The 17269-nt window shown below is 44.7% G+C and carries 8 protein-coding genes; 4 read left to right on the plus strand and 4 right to left on the minus strand.

Annotated features, from left to right (window positions below):
- Positions 1-488: 488 nt before the first annotated feature.
- From rpoH to ftsY, 4 genes are all read right to left on the minus strand, one after another.
- Entirely contained in the window at positions 489-1340 is an 852-nt protein-coding gene (rpoH, locus tag HWQ47_RS25510) for an RNA polymerase sigma factor RpoH (protein WP_269968759.1), read from the minus strand.
- A gap of 363 nt (positions 1341-1703) precedes the next feature.
- Positions 1704-2669, minus strand: a complete 966-nt coding sequence (ftsX, locus tag HWQ47_RS25515; RefSeq protein WP_269968760.1) for a permease-like cell division protein FtsX — start codon at positions 2667-2669, stop codon at positions 1704-1706.
- Between the two features lie 13 nt (positions 2670-2682).
- A complete protein-coding gene (ftsE, locus tag HWQ47_RS25520; RefSeq protein ID WP_269968761.1) occupies positions 2683-3378 on the minus strand; it encodes a cell division ATP-binding protein FtsE in 696 nt (231 codons plus the stop codon).
- Between the two features lie 30 nt (positions 3379-3408).
- On the minus strand, positions 3409-5031 hold the full coding sequence (gene ftsY / locus HWQ47_RS25525) for a signal recognition particle-docking protein FtsY (protein ID WP_269968762.1): 1623 nt from the start codon (positions 5029-5031) through the stop codon (positions 3409-3411).
- A gap of 329 nt (positions 5032-5360) precedes the next feature.
- Here ftsY and rsmD point away from each other — a divergent pair, with 329 nt between their 5' ends.
- The 4 genes from rsmD (at position 5361) to HWQ47_RS25545 (ending at position 17106) form a co-directional block, all read left to right on the plus strand.
- The gene (gene rsmD, locus HWQ47_RS25530; protein ID WP_269968763.1) at positions 5361-5942 is read left to right on the plus strand and encodes a 16S rRNA (guanine(966)-N(2))-methyltransferase RsmD; all 582 of its coding nucleotides are present in this window, start codon (positions 5361-5363) and stop codon (positions 5940-5942) included.
- A 9-nt stretch (positions 5943-5951) separates the two neighbouring features.
- Positions 5952-6233 carry a DUF1145 domain-containing protein gene (locus tag HWQ47_RS25535; RefSeq protein ID WP_269968764.1) on the plus strand — a complete coding sequence of 94 codons (282 nt, stop codon included), beginning with the start codon at positions 5952-5954 and terminating at the stop codon, positions 6231-6233.
- 396 nt (positions 6234-6629) lie between these two features.
- Positions 6630-16454, plus strand: a complete 9825-nt coding sequence (locus tag HWQ47_RS25540; protein WP_269968765.1) for an RHS repeat-associated core domain-containing protein — start codon at positions 6630-6632, stop codon at positions 16452-16454.
- Positions 16444-17106, plus strand: a complete 663-nt coding sequence (locus tag HWQ47_RS25545) for a hypothetical protein (RefSeq protein ID WP_269968766.1) — start codon at positions 16444-16446, stop codon at positions 17104-17106. Before HWQ47_RS25540 ends, HWQ47_RS25545 begins: the two co-directional genes overlap by 11 nt.
- Positions 17107-17269: the final 163 nt, after the last annotated feature.

Genomic DNA, 17269 nt, shown 5'->3' on the forward strand with positions numbered 1-17269 from the left:
CATCCATTCGCCTTGAATTAGTTTGCCAAAAAACACTCTGAGTAGATCAACTTCTTATACTGATTGGTATAAATCCACTTGACCTCCACGGATGGAGAAAATGTCGAAATGATGTAGGGAACATCAGGCGCCCTGCGATCGGGGATATTATTTAAAACGAGAAGTCCATGTACAAAAAAACCTGCCGAGGCAGGTTTTAATTATTCGAACTTGCCGTGTAATACCAATCAGTATAAAGATTTGATCGCTCAGCGAGAGTTTAGCGGTTCTGAGGCAAGGCAGCGAGTGAAGAGCATAGTTATTCTACGGTTAAGCTCGTTAACACAGCATAAGAACCGCTAAAACTCGCCTGTAAGGAGTGTTTTTGGCTGCCTATTTCTGCGTTGAATGAACTCACAAGGGAACAACCATTATGTCATCCATTCGCCTTGAATTAGTTTGCCAAAAAACACTCTGAGTAGATCAACTTCTTATATTGATTGGTATAATTACGCTTCCATTCGTCCTTTAAGCTTGTTCATCGCATTCTTTTCAAGCTGTCTAATACGCTCAGCAGACACTTGATACGTTGCCGCTAAATCTTGCAAAGTTGCTTTATCTTCGCTTAACCAGCGTTCCTGCAATATGTGCTGACTACGCTCATCGAGTGTTTTGATGGCGGCCAAAAGGCGAGCTTGGTTATTCGACTCTAAGTTAGCATTCTCAACTTGAGACGCGAGATCAGAAGAGTGATCTTCTAAATAATGAACCGGAGAAAAATCTTGCTCATCATCGTTATCGCTCGCAAGATCAAAAGCAGGATCTTGAGCAGCCATACGTGATTCCATCTCGGTCACATCGGCTTTCGACACCCCGAGATTATCGGCAACCATCCCCACTTCTTCGTCACTAAACCAGCCAAGACGCTTTTTAGATTTACGAAGGTTAAAGAACAACTTACGTTGTGCTTTAGTGGTCGCCACTTTTACTATGCGCCAGTTTTTTAGCACATATTCATGAATTTCAGCTTTAATCCAATGTACCGCAAATGAGACAAGACGTACGCCCACATCCGGGTCGAAACGCTTAACCGCCTTCATCAGACCAATATTGCCTTCTTGGATAAGATCCGCTTGCGGGAGGCCATAACCTGAATAACCTTTAGCAACATGTACCACAAAACGTAAGTGAGACATAATCAGCTGTTTCGCTGCCTGTAGATCACCAGTTTCTTGTAATCGCTTAGCTAACTCATGCTCCTGCTCAGGCTTCAACATCGAGATGTTGTGCGCAGAGTGGACATAAGCTTCTAAACTACCGCTTCCGTGAGGAACCGTAAGCGCCATTGATTGATTAGTCATTCATGCTCCTACATTTCTTACTTAAAATTCTAACAATTACAGTGAACAACTAAAGTTCACTTCTGGTTATCTCTTCTTAATTCAAATATAAGGACACAGCTTACAACTGATTTCTTACAATAAGATTAACTAAAAAATAAACCAGCTTACCTTTTAGACTAAAAAGGCAAGGTGACGAACTATCCTAGATTTGACAACTTATGTCAACCTCTGACATTTTATTCGAGGGCTATTTTTGCTCTATGGCAATAGACAAAGCAAATGAAACTTAGTTCATAAAATAGCAAGTGTCATCAAAGATGATAAAACTTATTAGTTATACCTAAGCCACTTCGAGTATTAGTCCAATGAAAAACCAAGATTTTATGAAGGTTCAATAGTCCTTAAGTGTTGGCGTACTGATAAATAAGATCCTAACCAACCAAGAAAGGAAGCCAGGCAAATGAGCTGGCCCAACTCAACCAGAGTTAAGGTCTCCATATGCAACTGACTCCCGTACAAGCCCAAGAGCTCCGCCAACGCGCTATCGAGATACAAGACCAGTAAATTAATAATGATCCAAGCAAGCATCCCACCGATAACCCCATACCAGATCCCTGTATAAAGGAAGGGACGTTGAATAAAGGCCTCTGTAGCGCCCACCAGCTTCATCACCTCTATTTCGGTGCGACGATTCATAATCGCCAGACGAATAGTATTACCTATTACCAGCACCACAGCTAAAACAAGTAAGGCCGCAATAGCAAGCACGGTACGCTCTAATAGTCTAACCACAGCTTGAAGTCGCTCTAGCCACTCAATATCGAGTCGACCAAAGCTCACCTCTGGTTCTTGCTCAAGTTTTTTCAGTAATTCACGCGCACCAATGGGGCTGGAATATTTAAGCGTAGGCGTAACGGTAACTACCGCAGGCAAGGGATTGGTATCCAGATAAGAGATAGCCTCACCAAACCCGGATAAACGCTGAAACTCCTCCAGCGCTTGATCACGATTAATATAGTTAACCTCGCTCACTTCAGAATAGACTTTCACTCGACTGATCAAACTCTGGATCGTCTTCTCACTGCGAGCATCATCAATAAAGAGCGAAATTTCTGCGGCACTATTCCAAGATTGCGTAATGGACTCGGCATTCTTGACCAGCACCTGCAAAGCGGCTGGTAAACTTAAACTGACACCCAATACAGCCATGGTCATCAAGGACGAAACAGGATTACGCCACAGCTCACCCATACTGGCCATTGCATGTTGTATATGACGAATGAAAAACATCACTATACGACCGGTGAACGGCAGTTTACTTCTGACTAACTGAGGCTTTTTGCTCATGCTATTCCCGAGGTTAAACGTTAAATGCGTTTGTTGAGCTTGAAGGCAACTCATCGCCCCCCAACACATGCCCCTGCTTAAGGGTCAAAGTACGGTACTTCATTCTGGCGATCAGACCTAAGTCATGGGTAGCAATCAAAACCGTGGTGCCAGAATCATTAAACGTCTCAAACAAACGCAGAATATCCATCGACAACTTAGGATCTAAGTTACCCGTAGGTTCATCGGCCAACAACAAAGGAGGTTTATTGACAATCGCACGCGCAATACCCACTCGTTGTTGCTCACCGCCCGACAACATGACTGGGCTATGACGCTCCTTGCCATAGAGGCCAACCATGTCTAAAGCTGCATGAACTCGCTTTTTGATCTCACCATGGGAGAAGCCTTCGATAACCAGAGGCAGCGCGACATTATCGAACACACTCTTCTCCATCAATAGATGATGGTTTTGGAAGATCATGCCGATATCGCGCCTTAAATAGGGCACATCTTTGCGAGATAGATCAGCGATATTGTGGCCATTGATCAGCACGCGTCCGGCGTTGGCTCGTTCAATAACCGTGATTAACTTGAGCAAGGTACTCTTACCTGCACCCGAATGGCCCGTTAGAAAGGCCATCTCGCCACGTTTGAGATGAAAGTTTACATCCGACAATGCTTTCTGTCCGCCAGGATAAACTTTACTCACTTGCTCAAATTGAATCATCTAGGTTCACTGTCCATTTTATTATTTGAACTATTTTTTCTCGTCACTCTCTTGGGTAAAGAGTGCATCGATAAAGTCTTTCGCATCAAAGGTTCGCAAATCATCAATCTGCTCACCGACGCCAATATGACGAATAGGAATACCAAACTTATCAGCTATCGCAAAAATAACGCCACCTTTAGCGGTGCCATCAAGCTTACTGATGGTAATGCCGGTCACACCAACGGCTTGCTTAAACAACTCAGCCTGACTAATCGCGTTCTGTCCAGTGCACGCATCTAAGGTTAGCATCACCTCATGAGGCGCATTTTCATCTAGCTTTTTCATCACTCGAACGACTTTCTTAAGCTCGTCCATCAAGTGAGTTTTATTCTGTAATCGACCCGCTGTATCGGCAATCAAAACATCAACGTTACGAGCCCGAGCCGCTTGCAAAGCATCAAACAATACAGAAGCACTGTCTGCGCCAGTATGTTGAGCAATAACAGGAATATTGTTTCTCTGGCCCCACACTTGTAACTGCTCAACCGCGGCAGCACGGAAAGTATCACCTGCTGCTAACATAACCGATTTCCCCTGAGCCTGATACTGTTTAGCTAACTTGCCAATCGTCGTGGTTTTACCAACGCCGTTAACACCCACCATCAAAATAACAAATGGACCATCGGCACTTTCAGGTACCAGTGGGATAGAGACAGGTTCTAATGTTTTTTGCATCTCTTCACGCAACAGCTCATACAAGGCTTCGCCATCTTTCAATTGTTTACGACTGGCTTGTTCTGTCAAATTCTTAATCAGGCGCGTGGTGGTTTCAACCCCCACGTCAGCGATCAACAGCTGCTCTTCTAATTCCTCGAACAAATCATCATCGATCTTCTTACCTTTAAACAGACCGATAAAGCCGCTACCAATGTTTTCACTGGTACGTTTAAGCCCACGCTTAAGACGAGCAAAGAAGCCCTCTTTTACAGGCTTAACCTGAGGCTCAGGTTGACGTTCTTCATCAACCGCAGCCTGCTGTGCAGCTTCCACTTCAACACGAACCTTCTCTGCTGCTTCGGCTTCAATGCGTGCCTGCTCTGCTGCTTCGGCTTCAATGCGTGCCTGCTCTGCTGCTTCGGCTTCAATGCGAGCATGTTCTGCTGCTTCAGCTTCAATGCGTGCCTGCTCTGCTGCTTCGGCTTCAATGCGAGCATGTTCTGCTGCTTCAGCTTCAATTCGAGCCTGTTCTGCTGCTTCGGCTTTAATGCGAACCTGCTCTGCTGCTTCGGCTTCAATGCGAGCCTGCTCTGCTGCTTCAGCTTCAATTCGAGCCTGCTCTGCTGCTTCAGCTTCAATGCGAGCCTGCTCTGCTGCTTCGGCTTCAATGCGAGCCTGCTCTGCTGCTTCAGCTTCAATTCGAACCTGCTCTGCTGCTTCAGCTTCAGCTTCAATTCGAGCATGTTCTGTCACTTCAGCTGCAACACGGGCTTGCTCTGCTTTTTCGGCTTCAGCATGTGCCAAATCTAATGCATCAACACGCGCCAACTCTACCGCTTCAGCTTCAAGACGTGCTAACTCTTGAGAATCTGTTACATTTTCAACTTCCTGAGTGTTAACTTCGTCTGTCGACTTATCTTTGCGGAACCAGGAAAAAAAACCTTTCTTTGCCATGTGAATTACCGATACTCAACTAACTTTCATTTCAAATGCAGGGCGCCTAAGCCACTCTACATTCATCTAATTTGGGGCACATTATAACCAAAACATGGATGCAAATATGCAGCAAAACCCTCGATTTTTCGCTTTAAAGCACAGGAATACACCATTTAGACTTTCTTTGAGTTAAAATGGCGGTCTATATACCCAAGCCACTTCCAAGATGCTGGATTCAGCATGCCGAAAAAGCTTGAGGATAAATAAGCGAGACAGTCTACCACTTTCTTTCTTCAGGCAAAATCGCAGTACCAATAACAACCAATATTTAAGTTAACAGGATTGAGATGGCTAATAATCGACCTTCTAGCGGTCAAGTGCGCATAATTGCAGGACAATGGCGTTCAAGACGTTTACCCATTCACGATCTTGAAGGGTTACGACCAACAACCGATCGCGTCAGAGAGACACTTTTCAACTGGCTAGCAGGCGATCTCGCTGGCGCTCGTGTACTCGATTGCTTCGGTGGCAGTGGCGCACTTTGCCTCGAATCCCTTTCCCGATACGCAAGTTATGCCAAGGTGTTCGAGTTACAAGCCAATGCAGCACAGCAGTTAGTACAAAACTTAAAAACACTAAAATGCGCTCCAGAGATAGCTGAAGTAGTTAAAGGCGACACCTTAGCGTTACTGACAGTACAACCTACTGAAGCTTTTGATATCGTCTATATAGATCCTCCTTTCAGGAAAGCACTAGCCGAGAAAACCATAGCACTACTCGAACAACATAACTGGCTTAAAGAAAACGCGCAGATTTATGTGGAAACCGAAAGTGAAATCACTCACCTAAGTGTTCCTGCAAACTGGGTCCAACTGAAAGAGAAAAAAGCGGGCCAAGTAATCTACCGCTTATATCAATATCAGCCTTAAGAGAAATGTATGAAATTTATGATCGCCGCAGGTAAAGCCATTACGCTAGTAGCCTGGTTTATGATGGGCTACAACCTAGTTATGCCATTTGAAGGTGATATATCTTTGATACTTAACACCTTACTTCTATTAACTTTAGTGATGCACAGCATACAAACGCTTATCTTTCACCGTCTGTTCAAAACTCTTTTACCCTTAACACAAAGCGATTACCTCAATGTCTTCGTCTTCGGAGTATTTAGCCTACTATCTTATCGAAGAGAAGTGCTAGCTAAAATAACTAAGCCATAAGTCTAGGTTTTAAGAATGTTAAAATGAATCGGAACACACCATAAGCCAATTACGAACTAGTTTCATGTGAACCATCTTGTTATATTAATAAGATGGTTTTTTACTGTTAAATCGTCCTACCCCTTAATTTACCTCCTAAGTACCACACCAGAATTAAATAAATAAAATCATATATCTAGGTTAAAAACAAACCTTGTTTATTGAGAGTTAATTAATACACATACGCCTCTATAGCAGTCACACTAACCATATAATGAAGATTTTTGCCATTAACAATCAAGACTTGCATCAGTTGATTTCATAGCGAAAGCGCAATAAAGCCAAAGCCAGCCATTGTTGACACAATGTTTCAAAATGTTACGTTTTGCTCAGCCTTTGACTTAAAACTGGATTGTTATGCGCCCTACTTCATGGATGATGAAGCTTCTCTTCACTGTATTTTTTCTATTTTCTTTTCCTGCTAATTCAGTTTCAGGCCCAACAGCCCCATCACTTACTGGAACAAAATATTCAACGAGTGTTCAGCTCGATTGGAATTCCATAAATAGCTGTAATGCCACATCTTATGAGATTCAAGAATCGACCAATGGCAGCCTATGGTCAACAGTTTACAGTGGTGCAGGAAATTCTGGAGGTGGCAGTACGGGCTTTGCTCGCTCGGCGAGAAAAGCCCGTGGTGGTGGATGTAATGTTATAGGTGGTGGACCACGATTTATATCACTTTCTAGCAGAACAAATGCAGTTTACTATTACAAAATTCGTGCCTGTGAATTGGGTCGGTGTGGCAGTTATGGGACTATGTTACAGCTAGGACAACCTACTTTTATCCCTGCACCGACTAGTATCACAGTCCCAACTGGAACTGAAAACGGCAACTTTCTGGTCTTTTGGAGCACTGTTACAGGTGCTACTAGATATGAATTACAACAGCAGTTTAATAATGGTAGTTGGCTCGAAAAGTACAGTGGGAATGCTCTAGGTATTGGATCATCTCCATCAAGTTCGGGCAGCTATAAGTATAGAGTAAAAGCTTGTAATAGTATTCAGTGCAGTAGTTGGCAAGCTTCCTCTCCAGTATCAGTGATCCTTCGCCCCTCAGCACCATCTAGTATAACAACTCCCTCATTCGATTCGAACGGAAGCTATACCGTAAGTTGGTCTTCAGTATCTGGTGCAACTTATACATTATCTGAAAGTGTCAATAGTGGCGCATGGAGCACAATAAGTTCAGGGTCTACTAATCTCAGTTTTTCTGTTTCAGGAAGAGCAAATGGATTCTATAAGTATTCAGTAAAAGCCTGCAAGTCAGGCCTTTGTAGTTCAGTAAGAACGTCTAATAATGTAGAGGTATTGCACGCTCCATATACAACTGTAGTTACAACTCCCAGCCTATCCACGGGTGTCTACGACATATCTTGGAAGCCATCAGTAACTGCAACTCATTACGAATTATCAGAAAAAGAAGAGGGAGGAAACTGGAGAACGATAGGGTCACAGATAACGGGGTTGAGTTATCATATAACAGGGAAAGAATCTGGGATTATTTATTATAAAGCCAGAGCATGTAATCGTTCTGGCTGTAGTGCTTGGAGCGCAGTAAAAAGCACACAGGTTCTACATATTCCTTCATCACCAGCATCAATTTATGTTCCAACATCAACAGTAATAAATGGCATTATCCCAGTGAGTTGGTCAGCTACAGGGGAGGTCACTACATATACATTACAAGAGAGTAGAAATAATGCCAGTTGGATAACGGTAAGTAGCTCCATAACTGGAATTAATTACTCTAGAACTGGCCGAACAAACGGTACTTATAAATATAGAATACGTGCCTGTAATGCATCTGGTTGTGGAGGTTATCGAACTTCTGGAAACGTGACGGTTCACTTACCACCACCAATACCAACAAGTATGAATGTACCAACCTCAACGAGCACTAATGGTACTATTGCTCTTAGCTGGGCTACAGCAAGTACAGCAACCAAATACACCTTACAAGAGTTAAAATCTGGTGGTAACTGGGTAACTCTTAGCTCAACATTAACGACCACAAGCTATTCTCGTACAGGTCGAGACTCGGGGGGCTATACCTATCGTATTAGAGCTTGTAACTCTTCTGGCTGTAGTGGTTATCGTGCATCTGCCGTCACTTATGTCGTCAAAACACCAAGCTCAATCTCAGCTCCCTCAAATGATGCCGATGGGGCCTACTCAATCAACTGGACAGCAGTTTCAGGCGCAACAGGTTACCAGTTAGAACAAAAGGTTGGCTCAGGCGGCTGGAGCAGCATTTACACTGGCACCTCTGTTTCTAAAAGTATTTCGGGGCAAACAAACAATACGTATCAGTATAGAGTTAAAGCCAAATATGGCTCAGTCAGTGGTGGATATCGAACTTCATCTGTTGTCACAGTCTTGCTACCACCTCCAGTTCCATCAAGCATCTCAATTCCAACGTCAACAGTAACCAATGGTAGCTTTACTATTAGTTGGTCTGCGACTTCAACCGCCACAAGCTATACCTTGGCGGAACGAATTAACGGGGGTAACTGGAGTTATACTACTGTTTCTGGTGTAAGCAAGTCCTATTCAGGTAGAGGAAATGCCTCTTATCAATACGCGATAAGAGGATGCAATACCTCGGCTTGCGGTGGCTGGAAATATAGCGGCACATTTAACGTGTTAAACAAGCCCGGTATACCCAGTACAATTACGATACCATTGATCAACTACACCTCAAGCTTCGCTGTCAGTTGGTCTGCCGTTAATACAGCAACCAGCTACACACTAGCTCAAAGTGTAAATGGTGGAGGCTGGACCCATGAAACAATAAACGGCACCAGTAAAAATTATATCAACCGCACCAATGCGACTTACCGTTACGCTATCAGAGCTTGTAACTCCAGTGGTTGCAGTAGCTATAAATACTCAAACACGTTTACCAATACGCTTTCCCCTTCATCAATTAGTGTGCCTTCAACCAGTACCAGTGGTTCATTCACAATTAGCTGGGCTCAAGTAAGTACAGCCACAAGCTATGCACTGCAAGAGAGTGTGAATGGTGGGACTTGGTCTACTCTCGCATCATCGACAGCAATAAATTACAGCCGAACTGGCCGTCCAACGGGGAGTTATAAATATCAAGTACGAGCCTGTAATACCTCTGGATGTAGCGGCTGGCGTGTATCTTCATCAATGACAGTACTATTGCCACCTCCTGTTCCAGCTAGCCTCTCTGTTCCTACGGTAACAAACACTAATGGCGTGATAGAGCTTGCTTGGGCCGCTTCAACAACGGCAACTGAATATACATTGCAAGAGCAGAAGGATGGTGGTGCTTGGGAGTCCGGTACATTAGCAGCCACCAGCGATACCCGCGCAGGAAGAACCAATGGTAATTATATTTATCGTGTAAGAGCCTGCAATACCTCGGGCTGCAGTAATTGGCGTACATCATCGACTGTAACTGTGCTGTTGCCGCCTACAGCTCCTGACAGTATCTCAGTACCTACTTCTACGGTAACTGATGGCAATGTTGATATTAGCTGGGCAGTAAGTTCAAGCGCCACCAGTTATAACCTGCAACAAAATACGAATAATGGCACTTGGACAGCCTTAGTTTCTCAAGGAGGAACAAGTTATGAACAGGTGCTGAATGTCGATGGCAGTTACAGTTATCGAGTCAATGCGTGTAACACATCGGGTTGCAGTGATTGGAAAACATCACCCTCTGTAACGGTTATTCTACCACCAGCTTGGAGACAAACGGAACTCGTATCAGTTACAGATACTGGTGGTGGTAACACAGCCCCATCTGAGACTATCGATTTAACGGCTTCTGTCTTAAAAGGCAAGGCAGGCGTTTCCGGCGGCCAAGCCAGCTACCAAATCCCTATCGACTTGCCACCTGGACGCAACGGTATTCAACCTAATGTCGCTTTAAGTTATAACTCACAAGGTGGTAATGACATAGCTGGTGTGGGTTGGTCGCTTAATGCAGCTTCAGCCATTAGTCGCTGTGGTGCAACCGAGGCTCAAGACGGTTTCACCCGCGCAGTTACCTTTAATGCCGATACCGACAGACTCTGTTTCAATGGTCAGCGACTTATTACCTTAAGTAGCAATGACAGTTATGGCACCAGTGGAACCGAATACCGCACCGAGATGGACCGCTTCGTCAGAGTGGTGCAATCGGGGGAAATTAATGGCTCATCGACTAGCTTTACAGTGCATCGCCCTGATGGCTCACAAGCAACCTATGGCAGCAACGCTAATAGCCGCTTCGTGCTTGGTGATTTAACCACAACGTTAACTTGGAAAGTAACCCAAGAGTCTTGGGCCGATGGTAACAACACTATTGATTATGAATATGATACCAGTGTGGCTGGTGAGCATCTGTTATCCAAAATTTACTATACCGGTTCAAGTGGATCTCACGGGGATAGAATTGTTGAGTTTATCCATGAAAACCGAACCGATAATCGTAAAAGTTATATGGCAGGTGGCCAATTAATCACTCAACGTCGTCTTAAAAATATCAATACCTATAGCGGTACAAGCAGACAGATAGCTAAATATAAAGTGGGTTACGGACTGAGTGATGCCAGTAAGCGAAGTTTGCTTAAAAACGTGCAGCAATGTGGTTTTAATTCAGGTACAGAGCAGTGTAGTCCACTCACTCGTTTCTCATGGTCTGAAACTGCGAGTAAGGTTGTTTTAGGTGAATACACTGTCATTGATGATGGTATTTCTAAATACCCGTTAAGGGGACTGAGTGGTGAAAAATTCCAAGCAATATTACCCTTTGGTGATATTGATGGCGACGGTACATTAGATTCACTGAGTTATTACACCTCTGCAGAACAAGCAGTGATTAGAGAGCACGAAATAGAGCTCAATAATAGCGCCTTTGACAATCTAACTTTTAGTACGACAACGGTTATGTTTGATGCTAATCAAGATGGCAAAACAGATAACTTTAAAGTAGATGCTGGATACCTGCACATTGCATTATCAACCACTGATGGCATAGGTCCATTTTTTAATACTGGTGTATCAATGCCGGAAATTAAAGATGCCCTGTTAAATGCAGCAGATTACAACGGAGATGGATGGCCTGATTTAATTATTCGAAAAGGTCAGCAACCAGCCTACTCTAATGCCAAGCTGTATCTATATCCCCATAGTGGCAATGCTAACTCTCCCTATAGTGAAAGCCAACGCCAGTTAGTTCATACCTATGGCTACAACGCGAGTAACCCAGGCTCTCCATTTGATGGTATCTCATTTGTGGGCGACGCCGATGGCAATGGGCTGCCTGATATACTCATTACTAATAAAGTATTAGAGAATGCTTTTGGCGTATCAAGCTCTTGGCCTCGTACTTTCTTGTTAAATCAAGGCGGCAGTTTTTCAAGTAAAAACTTACCTTACCTAAGCCGAAATACCGGGATAGACAGTGAGCTATTTGAGTTCATGATGGATATCAACGGCGATGGTTTAGTTGATTGGCTCTACTGGGAGCGCAATGAAGCTAAGCCCAATCAACCTAATGAACTTTGGTATCGCCTCAATAACGGTAAAGCAGAGTTTACCGAAGCGGTAAGCTTTAACCAAGCTGTGCTTGAGTCCCGTTCATATGCAACGTTGGCAAATAATGCTGGTGAAGAGTCCATTGAGTTCAGTTTTCCTAAATATTCTAGTGCGTTTAAAGTAATGGATATTGATGGTGATGGAGTTCCTGAGCTGCTCACTCCGGGAGAGCGCCTTCTTGAATCGTGCGGCAAAATCTATCACGGGACAGTCCTAAAGCAGGTTTGTGGCGATGAGATATACGAACAATATCAAGTTGCTCATACGCCAGGAGTCAACAGACCCATTCCCTTAGGTTTAGATAAAAGCATATACCGATATAATGCGATAAAGTTTGAGTTTAATGCTAATGGCCAAATTGAGCCAGTGACGGTTAACACCTCTTTCATTGGTACCCCACAAGCATCCATGGTTGATATGTTTGGTGACGGCTTAGTCGATATGCTGTTTGTATTTAAAACGCATGTTAATACCGCTATTTATCCCAACCTTGCCTCAAGTAATTTAGTTGCAGAAGAGGGCCATTATATTTCGCGTAACTACGGAGCTGGCAACGGCAACAGTTACTCAGACTACGCAGCAACGGACTACCTAAAATCTGTCACCGACGGCATAGGCAATCAAAGCTCGTGGCGTTACCGTCCTCTCTCAACTGGCGAATCCAGTGCAGGTCAACCTGAGATGTACCACACCGACCATGACTATGTCGGCGATGGTTACATCCACTTTGGCTCTAGCATGTATGTGGTGCAATCCTTTGAGCAAAGTAACGGCGTAAACGGCACCAATGAGACCGAATACGGCTACAAAGGCGCCATGTATAACCTGCAAGGCCGAGGATTCACCGGCTTTAGGGAGATAATCGAGAAAGATGTCGCGCGAAATCGCGTCACTACTAGCGTCTTTAAACAAAAGTTCCCCGAGGTCAGCCTACTAGAATCCCAAACGGTTAAAATCGATGGCACGACTGTTGCGACAACACAGCAGACTTGGGCCGAAAATCCTCAACACAATATTAGCGGTGTCTATCACAACATCAATACCAGCACGGTCACTCATAGCTATGGCCTAAGCGGGTCTAGTGAGCAGCGCTCCAGCGTCGAGCAAACCATTGCTACTGCCGATGTCACTGAGCATGGCAATATCAAAAAACGCATCAAAACCGTCACCGATTATATTGATGGCGGCGCTAACAGTTACCAAACGGTGGTTGATACCGTGTTCATCCCCGACACAAATAACTGGTTCCTGGGTAAATTCGAGTCTAAAACCACCACCACTAGCGTCACGGCGCGTGGCTGGGCGAGCGACCCCTATGCAAATACGGACACCGAGCAGTGGCAAACCTTCACCGTCGACAGTTGGGATGCAGAGCACCACAAACCAACTCAAGCGACCTACACTGCCAGCAGCAGTTGTAGTCGGGTAGAGTCGACTGCGCTCAATAGTTATGGCTTACCGACACAAGTCAGTGTCACGGGTGATAGCAGTAGTTGTGGTGCATTAACGGCGCGAAGCACCTCATTCACTTATACCAAAAACGGCAGCAGCCAAGCCGATGACGGTTACCAGCCCTATAAAGTCACTAACGCTAAGGGGCATGTGACGACCACTGAATACGACATGGGCTTAGGCGTGCCGACTAAGGTTACCGCGCCAAACAGCATCATCACCCAAACTCAGTATGATGCCATCGGCCGCCCTGTGCAGATGAGCCAAACTGGCAGCCCAACAAGATACCTAAGATACTTGTTAGCCTCCAGCGGTAGCCATGCACCAACACATGCCAAACTGATGACTCGCACAACATCTGCAGGTATGCCAAGCCAAGAAACTTACCTAGACAGCCTAGGCCGCAGTCTGCGCAGTGCAACTCAAGCATTTGATGGTAGCAACTATCAATATCTCGATAAAAAATATGACAGTTTAGGTCACTTAACCCATGAATCTCTGCCCTATTACGACGGCAATACGCCGGAATATACTATTTTCAGTGGTTTCGATGGCTTCGACAGACCAACGAGTCGCAGTTTACCTAATGGTGAGTCAGGCGGCTTAATCTCCACCTATAGTTACACAGGCCTTAAAACCGATATCAACGTTGAAGGCCGCACCATGTCACGCACCTACGGCATGCAGGGGCTGCTCTATGAAACCATCGATGCCGCAGATAACAGTAACCGATTCGCCTATGACGGCGCCGGACGCCCCTTGGTGATTCAGGATGCCAACAACAGTAAGATAAAGGCCAGCTACAATGGTTTTGGCCATAAGACTGAGGTTGATGACCCTAACCAAGGCATCACCACCTTTGGCTATAGCTCCTTAGGTGAGCTCGATACCCAAACCGATGCGAACGGTGTCACTCAAACCTTTGCCCTCGATACACTAGGCCGTATTACCAGTAAAACCATCACTGGCAGTAATGCCAATGGCACAGCCAGTTACACTTGGGATACCCTTAAAAAAGGCATGCTCAGTAGCGAAAGTGAAAATGGCATCAGTCGAAGTTACACCTACACAAGTAATCTGCAACTGGCCACAAGTTCAGTCACCGTAGCCAGCAGTCACGGTGGTGACAATGTCACGCGCACCGTCAAACATCAATATGATAGTTTCTACGGTCGCCCTAAAGCGTTAACCTACCCTAACAACTTAACCCTTGAGTATCGCTATAACGATACGGGGTACCTCAATCAAACCCGCAATGCGGCATCGGGGTACATCTATCGCACAGTGACCGACATGGACGCCGCCGGTCACCTCACTGGCAGTCAGATGGCCAACGCACTGTTAAGCCAAAGCAGCAGCTATAACAGCGAAGGCACCATGGCCAGCACTCAAGTCACCAGCAGCTTGGGCCTACTGCATAATCATTATTATGATCAATACGACAGTTTTATGAACCTAACGGCTGAGCGTAATGCGGTTAGTGGATTAGAGAAGAGCTATGCCTACGACGACCTCAACCGCTTGGAGCAGTACAGCTTTAGCAACGCAGGCTTCGCCATCTATGACAATCCGGTTAAGTTCGCCGCTACTGTCGATTATGGCTACGACGCCGTGGGTAATCTGCTTAAAAAGTCAGACTACAGCGCGAGTACCGCTAATGCCTATGAGTACAATAGCAGTTGTGTTTCGGGCAGCAATGCAGGCCCTAATGCCGTCTGCGCCATCACTAAACTTAATGGCACTAAGGTCAGCTTCAGGTACGACAGGCGCGGAAACTTGATCAGTGGTGACGACCTCACCATGACCTACAATGCGCTGGATAAACCCTTAACCATTAATGGTCGAGGCCCGGATTCTAGTAATAATAGTAATACCAATACAGCCTTTGTGTACGGCAGTGACAATATGCGCGCCCTGCAAACACGCACAGTCAGCGGATCTACTACTAAGACTCACTATGTCGATAAGCTGTTTGAAACCGACAACGACGGCAGCTGGCGCGCCTACATCGCAGATATTGCCGTGCTCAGTTATACGCCGCAAAAGAGTCATCAACTGCTCTATACCCTACGGGACAGACTCGGCAGTGCTACCACTATGGTGGATCATCAGGGCAATGTGATCAGTCGCCGTTATTTTGATCCCTTTGGTCGCACGGCAACCGCCAGTGTCTCTGGTAGCTTTGGTGACTTGCTCGATACTAACCGTAATCGCCGCGGCTTCACCGACCATGAACACTTGAATGAGCAGAAGCTGATTCATATGAACGGTCGGGTGTACGATTACAATATGGGTCGCTTTATGTCGGTGGATCCCTTGATTCAGAGTCCGACGTCGACGCAATCGGTGAACCCATATTCGTATATAATGAATAATCCGCTGGCAGGGACGGATCCGACAGGGTATGAGGCGGAGGTTACTGAGTACAAGATAAAAGTCTCCACCACAGGAAGCAACATTAAACAAACGGTGACAGCTACAGTTTCTGGCTCAGGAGATAAAACCACTGTAACTTTCTCTGGTGGGAATGGCGCTGCACGAAGTTCGGCTAAAAATGCAGTTGCTGGTAAACTTTCTGGCGCTGGGTATCAAGTTAATGATATTGGAAGTCAAAAAGCAATATCACAACAAAGTTATGGAAATGATGCTAACTTTGCTAAAGGTTATAGCTCAGTAAAAGGGGATATGACTGGTATTCTCTCGATGACGCCTCTCGCGACAGCAGTTGATACCGTTAAAGGTGTGATTGATGCGAGTGGTGAAGTCATCGATGAGTACAAAAACTCAGGGCTTTCTATGGCCACTGCGGCAGTGGTAGCTAAAAAAGCGGGCGAAGTAGCTGTTGATGTTGCGCTTAAAAAAGTTAGAATTCCTGATGTTGCAAAGAGTGTGTCACCAAAAAATGTTCAGCAATTTGAATCGAAGAGAGCCGCTTTGCGAGCCGCAAAAAGAGATGCAGGAATACCAACAAGTCAACCCCATACAACACATACTAAGAACCTAAAAGCTGACGGATTAGATACACGTAGAACCGCTACAGAGTATGATTTTGGAGGAGGAAGAAAAGTTCAAAACCATCCTGCAGGTCATAAGTTTCCTGATGGGGGACAGTACGATAAATCTCATTTTAATAATCACGGGACAGGCGGAACAAAGGGGCATTATGAGTACTAATGTTATGAACAAACTTTCTAGTGAATATGTTCTTAATGTAAAAGATAGTAATTATGAATTTAATCGATTTGATAAGGCAGCTCTTAGAGGTGTAGTCAGTGTTCTGAAATTACTAGTTAATACGGTAAGCTATTCTAATTGGAGAAAGTCAGCTCTGATTTTTGATGCTGTCGTTGAAAGATATTCATCGAGTGGATCTGACGTTTATTGCTTCATTGCTAGCCCCGTTTGGAAAACGGATACTCGTATAGTTAGGCATTATGGATTAGGTCGAGCGTTGAGTAAGGACTTTAGGCTTGGGCCACTTAATTTTTTGTTTGAAAAAGAAATTGTCAATGATCATGATGTTATTTTTTATGGCGTCGTAAAGCTAACTTCGGCAAATGCGGGAAGTATATTCAACTTATTATCAACAAGTGAAAGTGGGGTGTTGTTTTCAAGTTTGGGCCCAAATGACTCTAATTTTAGTTTGTTAGTTAAAGATCTAGCTATGCTTGTGGCTGCTAAACCTAAAAGCCTAACCTTTAATTTGAATATTGTTAAGGCCATAAATTTGATCTTAGATAGAGATTCAGAAGCGCTTTTTCCTTATGCATGGGAAGAAACAGGTGAATATCACTTAGATATATTCCGAATTCAAGACATCCATTAAGGAAAACCAATTAACGGTGCCATCCATAATAACTTGCGGTATTGCTAGTGGCTACGGTAAATATGTGCCACCCATCGTTAATGATATGAACGGTCGGGTGTACGATTACAACATGGGTCGCTTTATGTCGGTGGACCCTTTGATTCAGAGTCCGACGTCTACG

It is taken from the genome of Shewanella sp. MTB7 (genome assembly GCF_027571385.1).
Taxonomy (GTDB): domain Bacteria; phylum Pseudomonadota; class Gammaproteobacteria; order Enterobacterales; family Shewanellaceae; genus Shewanella.